The organism is Paenibacillus sp. JT22N1 (genome assembly GCF_059692155.1).
The window spans coordinates 1-19,675 of sequence record NZ_JCAUAW010000033.1; the positions used below are offsets into that span (position 1 = coordinate 1).

General features: G+C 43.7%; 20 protein-coding genes, 1 rRNA gene and 1 pseudogene. 21 read left to right on the top strand and 1 reads right to left on the bottom strand.

Annotated elements, in window-relative coordinates; genetic code table 11:
• The 9 genes and pseudogenes from rrf to pssA all read left to right on the top strand — a co-directional run.
• Nucleotides 1–109 (top strand): 5S ribosomal RNA (rrf, locus tag AC58UU_RS36175); the annotation flags it as partial.
• 229 nt (nt 110–338) lie between these two features.
• Entirely contained in the window at nt 339–800 is a 462-nt protein-coding gene (locus tag AC58UU_RS36180; RefSeq protein WP_029196492.1) for a CtsR family transcriptional regulator, read from the top strand.
• 13 nt (nt 801–813) lie between these two features.
• A complete protein-coding gene (mcsA, locus tag AC58UU_RS36185) occupies nt 814–1,326 on the top strand; it encodes a protein-arginine kinase activator protein McsA (RefSeq protein ID WP_029196491.1) in 513 nt (170 codons plus the stop codon).
• 65 nt (nt 1,327–1,391) lie between these two features.
• Nucleotides 1,392–2,411: a protein-arginine kinase McsB gene (gene mcsB / locus AC58UU_RS36190; protein ID WP_497322346.1), complete on the top strand. Its 1,020-nt coding sequence runs from the start codon at nt 1,392–1,394 to the stop codon at nt 2,409–2,411.
• Between the two features lie 60 nt (nt 2,412–2,471).
• On the top strand, nt 2,472–4,913 hold the full coding sequence (gene clpC, locus AC58UU_RS36195) for an ATP-dependent protease ATP-binding subunit ClpC (RefSeq protein WP_497322316.1): 2,442 nt from the start codon (nt 2,472–2,474) through the stop codon (nt 4,911–4,913).
• A 426-nt stretch (nt 4,914–5,339) separates the two neighbouring features.
• Nucleotides 5,340–6,770 carry a DNA repair protein RadA gene (gene radA / locus AC58UU_RS36200; RefSeq protein ID WP_047683235.1) on the top strand — a complete coding sequence of 477 codons (1,431 nt, stop codon included), beginning with the start codon at nt 5,340–5,342 and terminating at the stop codon, nt 6,768–6,770.
• Nucleotides 6,771–7,278: 508 nt separating this feature from the next.
• Nucleotides 7,279–7,612: pseudogene (locus AC58UU_RS36205) on the top strand (DNA repair protein RadA); the annotation flags it as partial.
• 40 nt (nt 7,613–7,652) lie between these two features.
• Nucleotides 7,653–8,732 carry a DNA integrity scanning diadenylate cyclase DisA gene (gene disA, locus AC58UU_RS36210; protein ID WP_082562248.1) on the top strand — a complete coding sequence of 360 codons (1,080 nt, stop codon included), beginning with the start codon at nt 7,653–7,655 and terminating at the stop codon, nt 8,730–8,732.
• 120 nt (nt 8,733–8,852) lie between these two features.
• Nucleotides 8,853–9,602, top strand: a complete 750-nt coding sequence (pssA, locus tag AC58UU_RS36215; RefSeq protein ID WP_497322317.1) for a CDP-diacylglycerol--serine O-phosphatidyltransferase — start codon at nt 8,853–8,855, stop codon at nt 9,600–9,602.
• Between the two features lie 73 nt (nt 9,603–9,675).
• Here pssA and AC58UU_RS36220 read toward each other — a convergent pair whose 3' ends face one another.
• Nucleotides 9,676–10,071 carry a hypothetical protein gene (locus AC58UU_RS36220; protein WP_047683251.1) on the bottom strand — a complete coding sequence of 132 codons (396 nt, stop codon included), beginning with the start codon at nt 10,069–10,071 and terminating at the stop codon, nt 9,676–9,678.
• 155 nt (nt 10,072–10,226) lie between these two features.
• On the opposite strand from AC58UU_RS36220, the gene AC58UU_RS36225 reads away from it, so the two are divergent.
• The 12 genes from AC58UU_RS36225 to secE all read left to right on the top strand — a co-directional run bounded on the left by AC58UU_RS36225 (nt 10,227) and on the right by secE (nt 19,664).
• Complete coding sequence (locus tag AC58UU_RS36225) at nt 10,227–11,294, top strand: PIN/TRAM domain-containing protein (RefSeq protein WP_376773851.1); 1,068 nt, start codon at nt 10,227–10,229, stop codon at nt 11,292–11,294.
• A 184-nt stretch (nt 11,295–11,478) separates the two neighbouring features.
• Complete coding sequence (gene ispD / locus AC58UU_RS36230; protein ID WP_497322318.1) at nt 11,479–12,183, top strand: 2-C-methyl-D-erythritol 4-phosphate cytidylyltransferase; 705 nt, start codon at nt 11,479–11,481, stop codon at nt 12,181–12,183.
• A complete protein-coding gene (ispF, locus tag AC58UU_RS36235) occupies nt 12,180–12,665 on the top strand; it encodes a 2-C-methyl-D-erythritol 2,4-cyclodiphosphate synthase (protein ID WP_171642867.1) in 486 nt (161 codons plus the stop codon). Before ispD ends, ispF begins: the two co-directional genes overlap by 4 nt.
• A gap of 31 nt (nt 12,666–12,696) precedes the next feature.
• Nucleotides 12,697–14,151 (top strand): glutamate--tRNA ligase, encoded by a 1,455-nt coding sequence (gltX, locus tag AC58UU_RS36240; RefSeq protein ID WP_497322319.1) that lies wholly within the window; start codon nt 12,697–12,699, stop codon nt 14,149–14,151.
• 350 nt (nt 14,152–14,501) lie between these two features.
• A complete protein-coding gene (gene cysE, locus AC58UU_RS36245; RefSeq protein ID WP_497322347.1) occupies nt 14,502–15,173 on the top strand; it encodes a serine O-acetyltransferase in 672 nt (223 codons plus the stop codon).
• Complete coding sequence (cysS, locus tag AC58UU_RS36250; RefSeq protein WP_497322320.1) at nt 15,154–16,554, top strand: cysteine--tRNA ligase; 1,401 nt, start codon at nt 15,154–15,156, stop codon at nt 16,552–16,554. Before cysE ends, cysS begins: the two co-directional genes overlap by 20 nt.
• Entirely contained in the window at nt 16,551–16,982 is a 432-nt protein-coding gene (locus AC58UU_RS36255; protein ID WP_497322321.1) for a Mini-ribonuclease 3, read from the top strand. The genes cysS and AC58UU_RS36255 overlap by 4 nt, the downstream gene beginning before the upstream one ends.
• Nucleotides 16,983–17,035: 53 nt before the next feature.
• Complete coding sequence (gene rlmB, locus AC58UU_RS36260) at nt 17,036–17,776, top strand: 23S rRNA (guanosine(2251)-2'-O)-methyltransferase RlmB (RefSeq protein WP_047683217.1); 741 nt, start codon at nt 17,036–17,038, stop codon at nt 17,774–17,776.
• A 5-nt stretch (nt 17,777–17,781) separates the two neighbouring features.
• Nucleotides 17,782–18,294, top strand: coding sequence for an NYN domain-containing protein (locus AC58UU_RS36265; protein WP_057304274.1), 513 nt, complete (start codon nt 17,782–17,784; stop codon nt 18,292–18,294).
• Nucleotides 18,295–18,413: 119 nt separating this feature from the next.
• Nucleotides 18,414–19,058 (top strand): RNA polymerase sporulation sigma factor SigH, encoded by a 645-nt coding sequence (sigH, locus tag AC58UU_RS36270; protein ID WP_028557511.1) that lies wholly within the window; start codon nt 18,414–18,416, stop codon nt 19,056–19,058.
• A 224-nt stretch (nt 19,059–19,282) separates the two neighbouring features.
• Entirely contained in the window at nt 19,283–19,432 is a 150-nt protein-coding gene (gene rpmG / locus AC58UU_RS36275; protein WP_079418041.1) for a 50S ribosomal protein L33, read from the top strand.
• Nucleotides 19,433–19,451: 19 nt separating this feature from the next.
• Entirely contained in the window at nt 19,452–19,664 is a 213-nt protein-coding gene (gene secE, locus AC58UU_RS36280; protein ID WP_171642872.1) for a preprotein translocase subunit SecE, read from the top strand.
• The last annotated feature ends 11 nt before the right edge of the window (nt 19,665–19,675 follow it).

Below are 19,675 nucleotides of genomic sequence, written 5' to 3' on the forward strand. Positions count from 1 at the left end.
TGATGGCGGAGGGGACCCACGCGTTCCCATCTCGAACACGACCGTTAAGCCCTCCAGCGTCGATGGTACTTGAACCGCAGGGTTCTGGGAGAGTAGAACGTTGCCAAGCACAAGATAAAGCCTTTTTGAGAGTAATCTCAAGAAGGCTTTTTTGTTTTTATTTCGAATAAAACTGTAGGTAAGGTCAACAATAGTAAGGTTCACTTTTGGTTATCGGATCATTAAGGATTGGATTTTAGGAGCAGTACTTGTCAAAAAGAAAGGAAATGATTATAATCTAGTTAAGGTCAAAGAAAGTCAAAGTCAATTTACTTCTGGCAATCTGGGAGGACGAATTGATGCGCAACGTATCAGAAATTATTGAGCAGTATTTAAAACATGTCTTGCAGCAGAGTTCCGAAGGGGCCATTGAGATTCAACGCAATGATCTAGCTGATCAGTTCCAATGTGTGCCTTCCCAAATCAATTATGTGATCAGTACAAGGTTTACCTTGGAAAAAGGTTACATTGTGGAAAGCAAGCGCGGCGGTGGTGGATACATACGTATCCAAAAAATTGAGCTCAAGAGTCACGGGTCCATTTTAGACCACATTTTTCGCACGATTCATACGCACATTGATCAAGTTACTTCAGAAGGACTCGTATACCAACTGCAAGAAGGCCACTATATTTCAACACGAGAAGCTAACCTGATTCGGGCCGCAATTTCGAGAGATGTGTTGACCTTCAAGCTCCCGCTGCGCGATGAAATTCGGGCTAAGATTCTTAAAGCAATGCTGATATCCTTGCTTAGCAGATGAGGAGGCATATGAAATGATTTGTCAGGAATGCGGGAAACGACCGGCGACTCTTCATTTTACAAAGATTGTGAATGGAGACAAGAACGAGTTCCACATTTGTGAGAATTGCGCTCGTGAAAAGGGCGAAATGATTCCCGGAACATCCAACGGATTTTCGATTCACAATCTGTTATCAGGATTACTTGATTTCGAACCGTCATCTCTATCCGCTGCAAAGTCTCAGGCGATCCGTTGTGAGAGCTGTGGCCTTACGTATTCTCAGTTTAGTAAATTAGGGCGTTTTGGTTGCGGATCATGCTATCAAAGCTTTTCAGAAAAGTTAGATCCTCTCTTTAAAAGAGTGCATGGAAATATCGTTCACGTTGGGAAAGTGCCCAAGCGTAGTGGTGGCATCATCCAATGTAAGCGGGAAATTGATACGCTCAAGAAGGATATGATGACCTGTATCGAACAAGAAGAGTTCGAACAGGCTGCAAAGATTCGTGATCAAATTCGCGAAATTGAGAAGAAAATTGCGGGTATGTGAGTTTGTAAGGAGGTGTGAATCCAGTGACATCACAGCGGTTTACAGCAGATGCATTAAGCGAATGGATGAAAGGCGAAGGGCCTGAATCGGATATCGTCATCAGTAGTCGGATCCGCATTGCTCGCAACCTTAGGGATTACCCTTATCCAATGCTAGCGACTAATCAACAATCTCAAGAAGTGCTGGATCAATTGTCCGGTGTACTTGAAAATGATGAGTTGGAGACGATAAGCAATTTTTCGCTTATTCCGCTATCTGATCTGAATGAGCTTGAGCGAATGGTTCTGGTAGAAAAGCATTTAATTAGTCCTAATTTAGCTAACGAGTCCAGGAATGGCGCCGTTATTTTAAGCGAAAATGAATCCATCAGTATTATGATCAACGAAGAGGATCATCTTCGCATACAATGTTTATGTCCCGGTTTTCAGATTAAAGAAGTATGGGATTTGGCGAACCAAATCGATGATATTTTTGAAACACAGCTGGATTACGGTTATGACGAAAAGAGGGGCTACTTAACAAGCTGCCCTACGAATGTCGGTACCGGGATCCGCGCTTCGGTGATGATGCATTTACCCGCGTTGGTGCTCAGCCAACAAATTAATCGGATTTTATCAGCTGTTACGCAAGTTGGATTGACAGTTAGAGGATTATACGGGGAAGGTAGCGAAGCTTTAGGAAATCTGTTTCAAATATCGAATCAAATTACGCTTGGCCAATCCGAAGATGAGATTATTGATAATTTACACAGTGTTGCAAGGCAAATTATAGAGCATGAACGTGCTGCGAGACATAAGCTGATTCAAGAGTCCCGAATGCGGATAATAGATCGTGTGAACCGATCATTAGGTATTCTGTCTTATGCGGGAATCATGGATTCGAAAGAAGCCGCGCAGCGTTTATCAGATGTAAGACTTGGCATTGACCTTGGAATTATCAACAACGTTTCATCGAATGTTTTGAATGAATTGTTGGTGATGACGCAGCCTGGTTTTCTTCAACAATATGCCGGTGAGAAATTAAATGCCGAAGAGCGAGATATACGCAGGGCTGAGTTGATTCGCGAAAGATTTGGTAGGGTTTAAGAAAGATAAGATTCATCCTTTAGGATTTCCATAGATATACTAATTTTGGAGGTGTTCTCTATGATGTTTGGAAGATTTACGGAACGTGCGCAAAAGGTGCTCTCTCTTGCTCAAGAGGAAGCTGTTCGTTTAGGGCATAACAATATTGGTACGGAGCACATTTTACTTGGTCTTATTCGTGAAGGAGAAGGCATTGCCGCTAAAGCGCTCGTCGCTTTGGGCTTAGGTCTTGAGAAAATTCAAGACGAAGTCGAGTCGCTGATTGGCAGAGGACAGGAACAGCCTACCAACATTGCGTATACACCTAGAGCGAAGAAGGTCATTGAACTTTCGATGGATGAAGCGAGAAAATTAGGTCACACGTATGTGGGGACTGAACATATTTTACTCGGGCTTATTCGCGAAGGAGAAGGTGTTGCTGCAAGAGTCCTTAACAACTTAGGTGTCTCTTTGAATAAAGCACGTCAACAAGTCCTTCAATTGCTTGGAAGCAGTGAGACTGTGTCACCAAGTCATGGTAGTAATCCAAATGTAAACACACCTACTTTGGATGGTTTAGCGAGAGATTTGACGGCGTATGCCAAAGAGGGTCATCTGGATCCTGTGATTGGACGCAGCAAAGAAATTGAGCGTGTCATTCAAGTGTTAAGCCGCAGAACGAAGAACAATCCAGTACTGATCGGTGAACCAGGCGTTGGTAAAACAGCGATTGCTGAAGGCCTCGCACAGAAAATTATTAACAATGAAATTCCGGAAACGTTGAAGGATAAAAGGGTAATGACGCTCGATATGGGCTCTGTTGTAGCAGGGACCAAATACCGTGGTGAGTTCGAAGACCGTCTCAAGAAAATCATGGATGAAATTCGTCAAGCGGGCAATATTGTACTATTCATTGATGAGCTTCACACCTTGATTGGCGCTGGCGGAGCGGAGGGTGCAATTGATGCCTCCAACATCCTAAAACCGGCGCTTGCTAGAGGCGAGCTGCAGTGTATTGGTGCTACAACGTTGGATGAATATCGTAAGTATATTGAAAAAGATGCAGCTTTAGAGCGTCGTTTCCAACCGATTACAGTAGATCAACCATCTCCTGAGGAAGCTATTCAAATCCTTTATGGATTGCGTGATCGCTATGAAGCTCATCACCGTGTGAAAATTACGGATGCTGCGATCCAAGAAGCTGTAAAGCTTTCCGATCGTTACATCACGGATCGTTTCTTACCGGATAAAGCGATCGATTTGATCGATGAGGCGAGCTCCAAAGTAAGACTCCGTTCTTACACAACACCTCCTTCATTGAAACAACTTGAGAGCAAGTTGGATAACATCCGTAAGGAAAAAGATGCAGCGGTTCAAAGTCAAGAATTCGAGAAAGCAGCTGGTCTTCGTGATACGGAGCAGAAGCTTCGCGAAGAGCTGGATACAACGAAGAATGATTGGAAAGAGAAGCAAGGTCGTTTGGACACTGAAGTAACGCCAGATGATATCGCGCAAATTGTGGCGAGCTGGACAGGAATTCCGGTAAGTAAACTTGCTGAAGAAGAAACAGAGCGTCTGCTCAAAATGGAAGATATTCTTCATGAGCGTGTCATTGGCCAAGAAGAAGCTGTTAAAGCCGTAAGCCGTGCCATTCGCCGCGCCAGAGCAGGTCTGAAAGATCCGAAGCGTCCAATGGGCTCCTTCATATTCCTCGGACCAACGGGTGTTGGTAAAACCGAATTAGCACGTGCATTAGCAGAATCTCTTTTCGGTGATGATAACGCGGTAGTCCGAATTGATATGTCGGAATACATGGAGAAGCACTCGACTTCTAGATTAGTAGGGGCGCCTCCAGGTTACGTTGGATACGAAGAGGGTGGTCAACTCACGGAGAAAGTACGCCGTAAGCCATACTCGGTTGTACTGCTCGATGAGATCGAGAAAGCACATCCAGAAGTGTTCAACATTCTATTGCAAGTGCTGGAAGATGGTCGCTTAACTGATTCCAAAGGACGCACGGTTGATTTCCGCAACACATTGATTATTATGACATCCAATGTTGGCGCGGATATGATTAAGAAAAATTCTTCGCTTGGTTTTACGGCTGCTGTTGATGCAGGTAGAGATTACACCAATATGAAGGATAAAGTAATGGGCGAGCTGAAGAAAAGCTTCCGTCCTGAATTTCTTAACCGTATCGATGAAATTATCGTGTTCCACTCCTTGGATGAAGCACATATTGCGCAAATTGTCAGCCTAATGGCAGAAGATCTACGCAAACGTCTGAAAGAGCAAGAGGTTGACTTCTTGTTAACAGATAAAGCGAAGGCGTTCCTTGCCAAAGAAGGATTCGATCCGACTTACGGAGCGAGACCGCTGCGCAGAGCCATTCAGAAGCATATCGAGGATCGCTTATCAGAGGAACTGCTCAGAGGCAACATTGCCAAGGGCGACTCCTTAACCATTGATGAGAAAGATGGCGAGCTTGTTGTCCTGAAGGGCGAAGGCGTAGCCGTAAAATAATGAAAGCAAAGAAGCATTTTGCTCCATCCTGCCTAGGGTGTAGCAAAATGCTTTTTATTTATCACAGCCCCTATCAAATGAGCTGTTCGACATTATTCATAAAAATTTTGAATCTGATAAGAGACTAAAAAGCTGATCAAGAAAGACATAGAATATGTAGCAGATAATAGCTCATTGCTACTTTGAACGTAATAAAGTTTGTTAAAATAAATAATGTATCTCAAACGGTATCAACCATGTTGATAAATATGTAAGAAATGCATAAAAAAATGTATGATAGAACGGTGGATGTAGAAATAAACAAACAGTTATCACCCAGTTGGCTGAGTATGAGAGTAAGAATAAAGAACATAGAGAAAAGAATGAAACCTTATTTAAGGAGAGTTTGAGAAACTATTTGATTAATTGGGGAAGTGAATCTTAACTATGAAAAAGAAAACCATATATAAATGTACCAGTTGTGGTCAAGAGCATCCAAAATGGCAAGGTTCGTGCAGTAGTTGCCGTGAGTGGAATACCCTTGAAGAAGATGATGTTATAAACGCTCCTAGTGGTGGTCAGAAGGGCATAAACAAAAAGAAGAATGTTATCATAAACCGTCTTACAGATACCGTATCCCAAAACAGTGATAGGATTGTTACCAAGTACAATGAATTTAATCGTGTAATGGGTGGAGGAATCGTTAAAGATTCTGTTACGATTATTACGGCTGTTCCAGGTGCGGGAAAATCCACACTCTTATTGCAAATATCAGATGATGTGGCAAAGCAAGGATTGAAAGTGCTGTATGCTTCAGGTGAAGAAAGTGATAGTCAGATAAAGAGAAGAGCAGAGCGAGTCTTGCAAGATATTCATAAAAACGTTTGGGTTTATTCTGATAATAGTTTGAATAATGTCTTAGGTTGTATTGACCAAGTAGACCCTGACCTCATTATTATTGATAGTATTCAAACTTTTGTATTAGAAGAATATCCGCAAAGACCTGGCTCACCCACGCAGACGATGGAATGCGCGAATACTCTCTTAAAGGTCGCAAAAGATGCACAAAGACCAAGAGCCATTATAATGGTTGGGCAGATGACCAAAGATAACGAATTAGCTGGATTAAGAGCATTAGAACACTTGGTAGATGCTGTTCTTGTTCTTGAGGGGGAGGAAGGCGAGGAGCTAAAACAGCTATTTTCGACTAAAAATCGCTACGCCAGCACAGGAGAGCTTGGATTTTTCACAATGGGTGAGCAAGGATTGACACCTATTGATAATCCCTCAGAGTTCTTTATGACACAAAGAGACGAGAATGATGTAGTTAGTGGAAGTGCATTAACAGTCGTTAAAGAAGGCACAAGACCCATCATTCTGGAAATAGAAAGTTTGGTATCAACCACGTTCATGCCATACCCAAGCCGGATTGCTGAATGTTTAAAAAAGGACCATGTGAATACACTTATCAGCATCATGGAGCAAAGAGCCAATATCCCTCTCCATGATAAGAACGTGGTTGTTAAAACGACAGGTGGTATTCGTTTAAAAGAACAATCATCAAATTTAGCTGCGATAATGAGCATTGTATCTTCCTGCAAGAATCAAGGTATCCCAAATGATACTGTATTTATCGCAGATATTGGATTAACGGGTGAATTAAAAAAAGTACCTACGTTAGAACTAAGAATTAGAGAACTTGAAAGAATGGGTTTCAAACGTGTCTATGTTGCGCTCAATGGATTGAAAAGCACAACTACGTTTTCTACAATAAAGGTAATCCCATGTAAGACATTGAGCCAAGTCATCCACTCTGTATTTGGCACTTCTTCCAAAGGAAAAGAGGAGAAAGCACCTTGGGATGAGGAAGATAATTAGACAACATTTATTGTTGAGCGTAAAAGACTTCAAGTTAAACGGAGAGTGACCTACATAAAGAAGTTACACATATCGACTCCTGCCAATTTGAACCATTAGATTGAATGATAAAGTTTCGAACTTAGTTATAAACTAAACTGGTTATCCTAAGAAAATTAGAACTGTTCTTTCATTATATACAATTTCTTTTAAAGGAATGAATTTTCCGTTATACTTAGTTGTAAGGATTTAGCAATTGGACTCTATCCAGTAGTACAGTTCGGATTAAGGGTGTTAGGTTGGATCAAAGCAGCATGAATTTCGAATGTGAAATGTATTATATATGTAGAGGGATTATTTTTAAGAAGAAGATTATAGACGGGACTCATTGGATATGCTTCAAATGGTTTATTCAAATGTTTATGAGCATTGGTTGGGATGCTGTCTAATCCAATCGTCTATTATATCGTGTAAAAGAATTTTATTGAGAATTGGGTGTGCAGTCAAGAATCGATTTGGTTCGACAAACTTCCCTTCTCCGCGCAGGATGGCGACAGGCGTTGATCATAACCGACTCTCCCTGATTATTGCGGTTTTGGAGAAGCGCATGGGTATGGTTCTTACAAAATCAAGATGCTTACCAGCCGACCAGGCCTTATGATGTGGTGTTCGGTGAGATCGGGTTGACCGGAGAAGTCCGCGGTGTATCGCGGATTGATCAACGTGTGAAGGAAGCGGAAGAGCTTGGATTCCGTAGAGTTATTATGCCGGAGAAAAGTTTGAAGGGATGGACTCATCCGTCCGGTATGGAGATTATCGGAGTGAACACGGTAGCAGAGGCATTGAAAGCGGCACTGGGTTAACTCGTGGTCATTCAACCTGCAAGCCTTCAGGAGGAAAATGATGAGCAAAGAAGAGATAAAGCGAGACGTCATGAGCCAACTGCTGCAAATGGTAGCACCTGGTACACCGTTCCGTGATGGGTTAGAGAATGTCCTACGCGCCAAAACGGGTGGACTTATTGTAGTTGGTTATAGTACAGAAGTAACGGAAATCGTGGATGGCGGTTTTTCCATAGATTGTGATTTTTCTCCCAATTATTTATATGAGCTTGCCAAAATGGATGGCGCGATTATCCTCAGTGAGGACATCAAACGCATCCTATATGCGAACACACAATTAATCCCAGATTCCTCTATTTCATCATCGGAGACGGGAATCAGGCATCGGACAGCCGAACGTGTTGCGAAGCAAACAAATAAGTTGGTTGTTTCGATTTCACAGCGGCGCAATGTCATAACACTTTATCAAGGTAATTTGCGTTATGCGCTGAAAGATATTGGTGTTATCCTGACTAAAGCGAATCAAGCGATCCAGACATTGGAGCGTTACAAAGTCGTACTGGATCAGTCGCTGACCAATCTAAGCGCATCCGAGTTTGAGGAATTAGTTACATTGCACGATGTTACCAATGTCATTGCTCGGTTTGAGATGGTACTACGCATTAAGGCCGAGATTAACCGATACATTAATGAGTTAGGGAATGAAGGTCGACTCATTAGCATGCAGCTTGAAGAACTTGTAGGGAATGCGGAACTTGAAGCGCGTTTGATCGTAAAAGATTATGTACGTGATTTATCGGAAGACCGCGTCAAGGAAATGCAAGCAGGTCTAAAGCGTTTATCCTCGGATGAACTGCTGGAGCCGCACCAAATCATCCGATTGCTTGGATATCCGCATACGAATTCTATTGCCGAAGAACCGGTTTCCCCTCGAGGGTTCCGGATTTTAGGGAAAATTCCGCGGCTACCGTCTATCATTATTGCCAATCTGGTCGAAAAGTTTGGTTATCTGCCTCACATGATGATGGCGACAATTGAAGAATTGGATGAAGTTGACGGAATCGGAGAGGTGAGAGCCCGCGCCATTAAAGAAGGTCTCAAAAGAATTCAAGAACAAGTGTTCATTGACAGACATATTTAAACTAGATACAATCATAAAGTATCATTGTTGAGGTTTTGTTAAGGCGAGGTAGTTTTATGCAGTCGAGGTTTTATTAAGTCGAGATTAGGGTATAGTAAATCCAGAGGTGGACAAAAACATATGTTAACGAAATCAATTCCCAGTCTTTTTACAGTAGGGAACTTATTCCTAGGTGTACTGTCAATTATTCTCGCTTTCAGTGGTGAACATGGAATTGCAGCAGTACTAGTTATTGTCGCTATGTTGCTTGATGGACTTGATGGGCGTGTAGCCAGAGCTCTGAATGCGCAGAGTGAGTTCGGTAAAGAGTTAGATTCACTGTCCGATGTCATTTCATTCGGTGTAGCACCAGCTTTTATCATGTATGTGGTTGCATTTAATGATCCGAATGTAATTAGTCCGGCATTTGCTTGGATTGTTACAGCGATCTTCCCGATTTGTGGAGCTCTTCGTTTAGCTCGTTTCAATGTCGTTGCCGGTACGCCTGGTTATTTCATCGGTTTGCCGATTCCAGCAGCAGGCGGTGTACTTTGTACACTAGCGTTGTTCGTGAACGAAATTAACGTGTATGTTTTGTTGGTGAGTACAATTCTATTGTCTTACTTAATGGTAAGTACAGTGAAGTATCCGAACTTCAAGAAAGCCGGTATTCCGAAGGCAGCGATCTGGATTACGCCAATTATCGTTGCTGGAGCTATATTGATTGCTATCAAATGGCCGGAATCGATTTCTAAAATGATTTTCGTACCCCTGTTAGCGTACGCGCTATATGGCCTAAAAAAAAACGTTGATGGGTTCTTCATCCGTCTCCGGAGAAAGAACAAAAGACGCGGCATGGACGACACCAACTCAGTGAAATCGGACGTTTAAACAGGTTTCGAAAATAAAAAGCATTTATTTTCTTCTGATGATTCAGAGAGAAAATAAATGCTTTTTTTCATCTTCATGACATGTTGAAAAGTCCCAGTGTTGTGCATTTCTTCGATTCGTTCTCAACGACTTGCTCCAAATTAACGTCTAGGATGTTACTAAGTGCGGACATATAGAAGAGATTTCTACCCAGCTCCGTACTTACGACCTCAATGCATTGTTCACATAAGTGACCAGACACATGAGTACCGAGTACATCCTTGGCTTCATCCAAAGTCATCTCTGGATGATACTCTTGCTTGGCTGCATGAACCTGAATACATCCACATTCCGTAATAGATTTGACCACGGAACGATTAGTAGCTGCGCCAGACTGTTGAAACTTGGATAAGACGTCAAGCAGACTTCGGTGACGGAGTAACAATTCGGATACTTGATCCTGAAACTGCTTTAAAGTCAAGGAGCTCATTCCATCCACCTCGGGTGTGTTGGTAACTTCCAATTTCATTATAAAGGAAGCCCTCTAATATTTCAATTTTCCATGTAAAGAAGTGATTAACGTTGGAGAAATTGGAACATAATTGTAATAAGGCTTAAAACAAGTTTGATTTAGGGGGTGAATCTGTGATGAGGAAATGGGTACAAATCATTTTGGCCATCATGGGTGGTAGTTTAGGTTATAGTTGGAGTGATTCGATCCTTCGAAAGACAGCGTTAATGAGTGATGCGGGACAAGTTATCTGGATTAATAGTTTATGCGCAGTAGGTATGTTCATCCTTTCGTCATGGGTTGCTAGTCAGGGAATGAAGCTGCTTATGAGAGGCGAAAGGAATGTTGCGGATATCCCGGTATCCGATTTGCTCTCAGGTACATTAGGATTAGTCATTGGACTGCTTATATCGGTATTGGTGTTCCCTGTATTAGAGCAGGCGAAGTGGGCAGGTCCCTTTTTACCGTTCATTGTATCTGCAGTACTAGCTGTAATGGGTTTCCGTATCGGTTACAGTAAGCGGGAAGAGCTCGTTCAGATCATTGCAAAGAGCCGATCCACAGGTCCGGAGAAGCAGACACACCGTCCTTATGAGGAGCATAAGATTCTAGACACTAGTGTCATTATTGATGGTCGGATCGCTGATATTTGCAAAACAGGTTTTATCGAGGGTACCCTCGTTATTCCCGAATTTGTCTTGGAAGAGCTGCAGCACATTGCCGATTCATCGGATTTACTCAAGAGGAATCGCGGTCGACGCGGTCTGGACATTTTGAACAAGATCCAAAAGGAACTTGAAGTGAAAGTGCTCATTTACGAAGGAGATTTCGAGGAAATATCTGAAGTAGATAGCAAGCTAGTCCGGCTCGCAAAAGTACTGCAAGGCAAAGTGATTACGAATGATTTTAATCTAAACAAAGTATGTGAACTGCAAGGTGTTTCGGTTCTCAATATCAACGACCTCGCGAATGCAGTGAAGCCTGTTGTCCTGCCTGGTGAAGAAATCATAGTTCAAGTCATTAAGGATGGCAAGGAGCATGGACAAGGTGTAGCTTATCTGGACGACGGTACGATGATCGTGGTGGAAGGCGGGCGCGAATTCATCGGGATGACACTCGAAGTGATGGTCACTAGTGTCCTGCAGACATCGGCGGGACGTATGATTTTCGCGAAACCGAAACTATTGGAAAAAGCACAGTAAAACCAGTATGATAAGGAGATGTAACATAGCTCTTACAAGTTGATGGGAAAGTATAAGTTTTATACTTTTGCTTTGCATCAACCTTGACAAACCGCTCGTCCAAAAAGGACGACGGAGTCGTTTATCCTTGGGCCTATGCTTACGAAGAAAGCTTTCTTTCTGAAAGCACTTAGTTGGAGGTCATATGGAGAAGCTAGGAGTTATCATCGTGGCAGCGGGCAAGGGCTCGCGAATGGGAACGGCTGAAAGTAAACAATACTTACAACTGGGACACAAGCCAATTCTGGTACATACCTTGCAATTATTTCAAAACATACATGAAGTGGATGAAATCATTCTCGTTGTTGGAGGAACTGATGTAGATCGCTGTAGAGGCTTTGTACAGGACCACTCTCTTTCCAAGGTCACTCATGTGCTAGCAGGAGGCGCCGAACGTCAAGATTCCGTTAGACGGGGTCTGGACTCCCTACAGAGGGATACAACGTGGGTACTCGTTCATGACGGTGTTAGGCCTTTCGTAAAAAAAGAACATGTGTTCGATTGCCTATTGAAAGCGCAAGAACAGGATGCAGCAGTGCTGGCCGTTCCTGTTAAGGATACGATCAAAATCGTAGATACCGAGAAACGAATCCAATCTACACCCGATAGACGAAGCTTGTGGGCGATCCAAACGCCGCAAGCTTTTCGGCTTTCTCTTCTACAGGAAGCGCATGAACGGGCTCTTCAGGATGATTTCATGGGGACGGACGATGCAATGTTGGTGGAACGAATAGGAACGACGGTGCATGTGGTCGAAGGGGACTATTATAATATTAAGATCACGACACCGGAAGACTTGCCATGGGCAGAATGGATACTACACAACGTAAGGGGAGAGGGACAGCTATGATTCGCGTAGGACAAGGATTTGATGTTCATCAGTTGGTGGAAGGCCGCAAGTGCATTATTGGAGGCGTGACAATTCCTTATGAAAAAGGGCTGCTCGGTCACTCAGATGCCGACGTACTGCTGCACGCTATTAGTGATGCTATTCTGGGAGCGCTAGGTTTAGGCGATATCGGAAAACATTTCCCTGATACGGCTGCAGAGTTCAAGGATGCGGACAGTCTGGAACTGCTGAAACAGGTTTGGCAGCTGGCTAAGGACAAAGGTTATCACCTAGGGAATACGGACTCAACCATCATTGCCCAGAAGCCCAAAATGGCCCCGTACATCCCGCAGATGGTAGAAATTATTGCCGCTGCGCTAGATGCTAAGCCAGATCAAGTCAACGTGAAAGCTACTACGACTGAACAGCTTGGTTTCACGGGTCGAGGCGAAGGAATTGCTGCGCAATCGGTTGTTTGTTTAATTCGAGATGTGCTAGAATAGCAGGTAATATTGGGGAGAAGAGGGAACACACATGAATCAGCCTTTACGTGTGCGTTATGCACCTAGTCCGACTGGACATTTACATATTGGCGGTGCTCGTACAGCACTGTTTGATTATTTATTGGCGCGTCGCCATGGCGGTGCATTCGTTGTTCGTTTTGAAGATACGGATCAAACTCGTCATAAAGAGTCTGGTATCGAGGATCAACTGAATGGCCTAAGATGGCTTGGTTTAGAGTGGGACGAGAGCGTAGATATCGGAGGTCCATACGGTCCTTATCGTCAGATGGAGCGACTGGATATTTATCAGACGTATCTTGATCAATTGGTTCAGAGCGGCCATGCGTACCATTGCTATTGCTCTGAAGCGGATTTGGAGCAGGAGCGAGCAGAGCAAGAAGCGCGCGGAGAAATGGGCGGTTATTCAGGTAAATGCCGTAACTTAACACCTGATCAGATTGCTGCTTATCAAGCTGAAGGACGTAAGGCATCCATTCGTTTCCGTGTTCCAGAAGACCGGATTATCGGCTTTGAGGATAAGGTTCGAGAGCATGTTGAATTTGAATCCAATGGGATTGGTGATTTCATCATTGCACGTACTGATGGCATTCCAACCTATAATTTTGCTGTCATTGTGGATGATCATTTGATGAAAATCAATCTGGTTATTCGCGGTGAGGAGCATCTGTCCAATACACCAAGACAAATCCTCATGTACGAAGCACTGGGACTTCCTGTGCCTGACTTTGCTCATTTGGCACTTATCTTGAATCCTGATCGTAAAAAAATGAGTAAACGGGATGAATCCATCATTCAGTTTATCGAACAGTACAAAGAGCTAGGCTATCTGCCTGAAGCTGTTGTTAACTTCATTGCCCTTCTCGGTTGGTCTCCTGGCGGCGAAGAAGAGATGTTCACGAAGGAAGAGCTTATTGCCCAGTTTGACCTGGATCGTGTATCCAAAAGTCCGGCTGTGTTTGATATGGATAAATTGAATTGGATGAACAATGCTTATTTGAAAAAGGCCCCGCTTTCCCGAGTGGTTGAGCTAAGTGTGCCTCATCTGCAAAAGGCTGGATACATTCAAGGTGATTTGGATGCAGCAGGTCAAGAGTGGGTAACGGCCCTGGTAGGCCTCAATCAAGAGAGAATGCGTTTCGCCGCAGAGATTGTCGAGCTATCGAGCATTTTCTTCAAAGAAGAGCTGGTTATCGATGAGGAAGCTTCTACTGTATTGAAAGAGGAGCATGTGCCTGTTGTGCTGGCAAGCTTCCTAACGCAAGTCGAGCAAGCGGAAGCTTTCACCGTAGAAGCCATCCCAGCTTTGCTGAAACAAGTGCAGAAGGATACGGGCTTCAAAGGGAAACAACTGTTCATGTCGATTCGATCTGCGCTAACGGGACAAGTACACGGACCGGACTTAAATGTGTCTCTTTACTTACTTGGCAAAGAAAAAGTCGCATCACGTCTAAGGAACTTATTGTAAAGCGAGTTTCTTTTCGCTATACTTAGTTCAATATCGAATGCAATGATCAGGAGAGTACGTTTAACTAGGGATTTATCAGAGAGGATAATCAAAGTCGCGAGGCTTTGGCTGTGAGTTATCCAATTCCTGTAATCGGAAATGCACCTGGGAGCTGCCGCGCCGAATACTCGTAAGAGTAGGGTAGGCGCAGCCGGAATACCCACGTTACGGGAACTTAAGTTGGGAGACTTCCGAGTCACCAAGCAGAGTGGAACCGCGATAACTACGCCTCTGCAGCCATATGGCTGCAGGGGCTTTTTTTGATTGATAAGAATCCTTGTATGATGAATTTCTACGAAGAAGGTGAGAACATGTGGGCAACGATCAAATCTGATATATCCGCCGTATTCGATAACGACCCGGCTGCACGCAGCTGGTTTGAGGTTGTTTTTACGTATTCTGGGCTTCATGCGATTTGGTCCCATCGAATCGGCCATTGGTTTTACAAGCGGGAGATGTATACTATAGCTCGCGTTGTTTCGCAGTGGAGCCGGTTCATGACAGGGATTGAGATTCATCCGGGTGCAACGATAGGGAAAAGGTTGTTTATTGATCATGGCATGGGTGTTGTTATCGGGGAAACCTGTGAGATCGGCGACGATGTCATCCTTTACCAAGGCGTAACCTTAGGGGGTACGGGTAAAGAAAAAGGTAAGAGACATCCAACTATTGGCAATAATGTAGTTATTGGCTCGGGTGCCAAAATTTTGGGTTCATTCCTTGTAGGCGAAAATTCACGTATTGGTTCTAATGCAGTAGTCATTCAAGAAGTTCCATCAAATAGTACCGTCGTTACTATCCCTGCTAAACTTGTGAAGCGGGACGGGGTTCGTGTGAATCGTTTGGACCATGGGAACTTACCTGATCCCATTGTTGATATATTTCAGGAATTACAGAATCAGATTAATGATTTAAAACAGCAACTTGAACAAGAACGCCTTAAGAATGGAGAAACGAGAGAACATGACACTCAGAGTGTATAATACGCTAACGCGGAAAAAAGAAGAATTTGTGCCAATTGAACCAGGTAAAGTGAAGATGTACGTTTGCGGGCCTACTGTGTATAACTATATTCATATTGGTAACGGCAGGCCGGTTATTTTCTTCGATGTTGTTCGTCGCTATTTGGAGTCTCAAAAGTATGAAGTAACCTATATTACGAACTTTACCGATGTGGATGATAAAATGATTCGAAAAGCCGAGGAGTTGGCTGTTACCGTTCCAGAGCTTGCAGAAACATTCATTCAAGCCTTTTTGGACGACGTCAAAACGCTTGGCGTTCACGATGCTACCTTGAATCCGCGCGTTACGGAGAACATCCAGGAAATTATCGATTTCATTGCTGCTCTCGTTGAGAAAGATTTCGCTTATGAAGCCCGCGGTGACGTTTATTACAGAACAAGTAAATTTGCCGAGTATGGCAAGTTATCCAATCAAAATCTGGAAGAGCTCCAATACGGTATCCGTATTGAAGTAGACGATCGCAAAGAGAGTCCTCAGGATTTTGTTCTGTGGAAAGCGGCCAAACCGGGAGAAATTTATTGGGATAGTCCATGGGGGCAAGGCCGTCCAGGCTGGCATATCGAGTGCTCCGCCATGGTGCGCAAATATTTGGGTGAAACCATTGATATACATGGTGGAGGACAAGATTTGACATTCCCGCATCATGAGTGTGAAATCGCTCAGACGGAAGCTGTAACGGGGCATCCAATGGCTAATTATTGGCTGCACAATGCCTTCCTTAACATTGACAATGAGAAGATGTCCAAGTCACTTGGTAACGGGATTCTTATTCGTGATCTAGTTAAACAAATCAAGCCACAAGTATTCCGTTTCTTCATGTTGTCCGCGCACTATCGCAATCCGCTGAATTTCAGCGATGAAAGCTTGAAACAAGCCTCTAATGCTTTAGAACGTATCCAGAATGCTTATGACAACCTGAAACATCGACTTACTACTGCTTCTGCGACTAACGAAATAGAATCAGCACTAACCGATCGTTTGGCTGCGATTTCGAGCCAGTTTGATGATAAGATGAATGATGATTTCAATACTCCGGATGCTATTACAGCGGTATTCGACCTTGTTGCTGAAGCTAACCTGTATCTGCAACAGGAGCGGGTAAATGCTGCCGCACTGCAGCTTTTCTTGGATCAGCTGCAAGCGTTCGACCAAACCTTAGGGTTTCTTTCACAGCAAACGGATGAGCTGTTAGATGAAGAGATTGAGCAGTTGATTATCGAACGAACTGAATCGCGTAAGTCGAAGAACTGGGCCCGCGCAGATGAAATTCGTGACCTGCTCACGGAGAAAGGGATATTCCTTGAGGATACACCGCAGGGAATACGCTGGCGCCGTAAATGAGTGAGTCCATCCATGATGCTGCGAACCTTTTTGTTTTCCCGCCATCTAAAAGTCCCCATTTACTGAATCCGCTTGTATTGGCTTATATAGGGGATGCTGTGTATGAAGTGTACATCAGGCAATATGTGATTTCTGGAGCTAATCATCGGCCGAACCATTTGCACAAAGCATCGACGGGATATGTCTCAGCCAAAGCACAATCCAAATTGCTGGAGGCTTTGATGCCGATGCTATCGGAAGAAGAAGTAGACATGGTAAAGCGGGGACGCAATGCCAAATCAGGAACTACAGCCAAAAACGCGGAGGTGCTGGAATACCGGCACAGCACCGCGTTTGAGTGCTTAATCGGATATTTGTACTATAAACAATCTTTTGAGAGATTGAAGGAAATATTAGACTTTGCGATTGCTTACAAGCAGAACAAGTAGCTAAAGCTAACGATGATAGTATTGTTCAAGCAAAACTTTTAGGAGGAACAGGAATGGATGAAGAATATATCGGCGGGAAGCACTCCGTTCTAGAGGCGCTTCGTGCTGGTCGGACGATTAATAAAATATGGATCGCAGAGAGTGCTCAGAAGCAATTCGCAGGTCCTATTGTAGCGGAAGCCAAAAATGTAGGCATTATCGTTCAGTTTACGGATAAGCGCAAGCTGGACCAAATGGCCGAAGGACTACAACACCAAGGGGTTGTAGCGCAAGTTGCTGCCTATGAATATGTCGAAGTAGAGGATATTCTGGATAAGGCTAAAGAGCTCGGGCAAGAACCTTTTATCCTAATTCTTGATGAGATCGAGGATCCGCATAATCTGGGTTCGATTCTGCGAACAGCAGACTGCACAGGTGTTCATGGCGTCATTATCCCTAAGCGGCGTTCCGTTGGACTTACGGCTACAGTTTCCAAGACTTCGGCTGGGGCTGTTGAATATGTTCCCGTTGCACGTGTGACGAATATCGCGCAGACGATTGAGAAATTAAAAGAGCAGGGAGTTTGGGTCGCTGGAACGGATGTGTCCGCTGCTCAAGATGTGTATAAAGCCAACTTTAGTATTCCAATAGCACTTGTTATAGGGAATGAAGGTAAAGGTGTAGGTCGATTAATTAAAGAGAAATGTGACTTCTTAGTTAAGCTTCCAATGGCAGGACATGTGAATTCTTTGAATGCGTCCGTCGCCGCGGGTGTATTGATGTATGAAGTGGTTAGACAGCGTAATAAGAGTTAAATGAAATGGAACAGTTTCTGATTGTTGATGGCTACAATATTATTGGCGCATGGCCGGAGCTGAGTAAGCTGAAGGACACGGATTTGGAGGGCGCTCGCGATCAGTTAATTCATATGCTGGCGGAGTATCAATCCTACTCGGGTATGAAGGTATACCTCGTTTTTGATGCCTATATGGTACCTGGACTTGGTAAGAAATATGTGCAGAGTAAGCTTATAGTACTCTATACCAAAGAGAAGGAAACAGCAGATGAACGGATCGAACGCCTGGTCACGAATCTGATGGGAAGGCGTAAGCAGATCTACGTAGCCACCTCGGATATGATTGAGCAGCATGTCATTTTCGGCAAAGGAGCTCTTCGGATGCCCGCTGGTGAACTGCTAGTCAAAATCAAACAGAATCGCAAAGAAGTGAGAGAACGTATTCATCCTGAAACTTCATCCAAGCGTAATCCGTTCGAAAGTAAACTGAGCCATGAGCTCAAAGAGCAGTTCGAGCGGTGGCGAAGAGGAGAGTGAATCCTCCAAATGCTAGAAATGGTGCGGTTCCCCGTTGACGGTGTGAGTTTGCTTCATGTATACTTAACCTAAACTTTTATAGTGAATCTGGGTAGTCCTGCAGGCCGGAGGGATTGTTGGTGAGTGTCGACCTCAAAGAACTGAGAATGTATGATTATGACCTCAAGCCAGATGAAGACATCGTCGAAGCAGTTCGTGAAGGCAGTAGCGAAGCGTTGGAATATCTTATCAATAAATATAAGAATTTCGTACGTGCCAAAGCACGTTCTTATTTTTTGATAGGTGCAGACCGAGAAGACATTGTGCAGGAAGGTATGATAGGTTTATATAAATCTATTCGCGACTTCCGAGGAGACAAGCTTGCTTCATTCAAAGCCTTTGCTGAACTGTGCATCACGCGACAGATCATCACGGCGATCAAGACAGCAACGCGTCAGAAGCACATTCCTCTTAATTCCTACGTGTCACTGGACAAGCCTATCTATGATGAAGATTCTGATCGTACGCTGCTTGACGTTATTAGCGGTTCCCGGGTTACAGATCCTGAGGAGCTTGTAATCAATCAAGAAGAGTTTACGGGCCTTGAAGATAAAATGGGAGAGATATTAAGTGACCTAGAGCGCAGGGTACTGATGCTCTATCTCGATGGCAGATCGTATCAAGAAATTGCCGTTGATCTCGATCGTCATGTGAAGTCTATTGATAATGCTCTTCAACGTGTTAAACGCAAGCTTGAACGTTATCTAGAAGTCCGAGATTTGTAGGAAGTACCCGTGCCGCTTAAGCTGTGCGGGTGTTTTTCTTTGGGAGAGTGTTTAACAATTGCCTAGAGAGTCTATACTGGTGATACTCTCGCATTTATGAGACTTCTGCCTTGACACCCTATTACGGGTTGTGATAAAGTATTTCAGGTAGCCCTAAAAGTCGCTTTCTTTTTGACGCGCTTAGAAGGGCTTTAATTAGAAAGTGTCTGTAGGAGGTGTACATCATGCGGGTCATCATCACATTAGCGTGCACAAATTGCAAACAAAGAAACTATGCATCCACTAAAAATAAGCGCAACAATCCCGACCGTATTGAGTTGAAGAAATATTGCAAATTTTGCAATGAACATACTGCTCATCGCGAGACTAGGTAGTTCTTTGGAGGTGTAGTTTGTGGCGTTCTTGGCTAGAATGAGACAAAGCTTCGGATCCACTTTTTCCTTCTTCACCGACAGTTGGTCAGAACTCAAAAAGGTCAAGTGGCCAAGTCGCAAAGAGATGACTACTTATACGCTTGTCGTATTGGGTACCGTAACTTTTGTTGCCATCTATTTTTTTGTGCTGGATCTAGGAATTTCTGAGTTGCTGCGCCTTGTTTTTAAATAAACAGGACTATA

Excerpts from the sequence above, each read along its gene's own strand:
- AC58UU_RS36180 (WP_029196492.1), top strand. The coding sequence starts at position 339 with ATGCGCAACGTATCAGAAATTATTGAGCAGTATTTAAAACATGTCTTG.
- mcsA (WP_029196491.1), top strand. The coding sequence starts at position 814 with ATGATTTGTCAGGAATGCGGGAAACGACCGGCGACTCTTCATTTTACA.
- mcsB (WP_497322346.1), top strand. The coding sequence starts at position 1,392 with ATGAAAGGCGAAGGGCCTGAATCGGATATCGTCATCAGTAGTCGGATC.
- clpC (WP_497322316.1), top strand. The coding sequence starts at position 2,472 with ATGATGTTTGGAAGATTTACGGAACGTGCGCAAAAGGTGCTCTCTCTT.
- radA (WP_047683235.1), top strand. The coding sequence starts at position 5,340 with ATGAAAAAGAAAACCATATATAAATGTACCAGTTGTGGTCAAGAGCAT.
- disA (WP_082562248.1), top strand. The coding sequence starts at position 7,653 with ATGAGCAAAGAAGAGATAAAGCGAGACGTCATGAGCCAACTGCTGCAA.
- pssA (WP_497322317.1), top strand. The coding sequence starts at position 8,853 with ATGTTAACGAAATCAATTCCCAGTCTTTTTACAGTAGGGAACTTATTC.
- AC58UU_RS36220 (WP_047683251.1), bottom strand. The coding sequence starts at position 10,071 with ATGAGCTCCTTGACTTTAAAGCAGTTTCAGGATCAAGTATCCGAATTG.
- ispD (WP_497322318.1), top strand. The coding sequence starts at position 11,479 with ATGGAGAAGCTAGGAGTTATCATCGTGGCAGCGGGCAAGGGCTCGCGA.
- ispF (WP_171642867.1), top strand. The coding sequence starts at position 12,180 with ATGATTCGCGTAGGACAAGGATTTGATGTTCATCAGTTGGTGGAAGGC.
- gltX (WP_497322319.1), top strand. The coding sequence starts at position 12,697 with ATGAATCAGCCTTTACGTGTGCGTTATGCACCTAGTCCGACTGGACAT.
- cysE (WP_497322347.1), top strand. The coding sequence starts at position 14,502 with ATGTGGGCAACGATCAAATCTGATATATCCGCCGTATTCGATAACGAC.
- cysS (WP_497322320.1), top strand. The coding sequence starts at position 15,154 with ATGACACTCAGAGTGTATAATACGCTAACGCGGAAAAAAGAAGAATTT.
- AC58UU_RS36255 (WP_497322321.1), top strand. The coding sequence starts at position 16,551 with ATGAGTGAGTCCATCCATGATGCTGCGAACCTTTTTGTTTTCCCGCCA.
- rlmB (WP_047683217.1), top strand. The coding sequence starts at position 17,036 with ATGGATGAAGAATATATCGGCGGGAAGCACTCCGTTCTAGAGGCGCTT.
- AC58UU_RS36265 (WP_057304274.1), top strand. The coding sequence starts at position 17,782 with ATGGAACAGTTTCTGATTGTTGATGGCTACAATATTATTGGCGCATGG.
- rpmG (WP_079418041.1), top strand. The coding sequence starts at position 19,283 with ATGCGGGTCATCATCACATTAGCGTGCACAAATTGCAAACAAAGAAAC.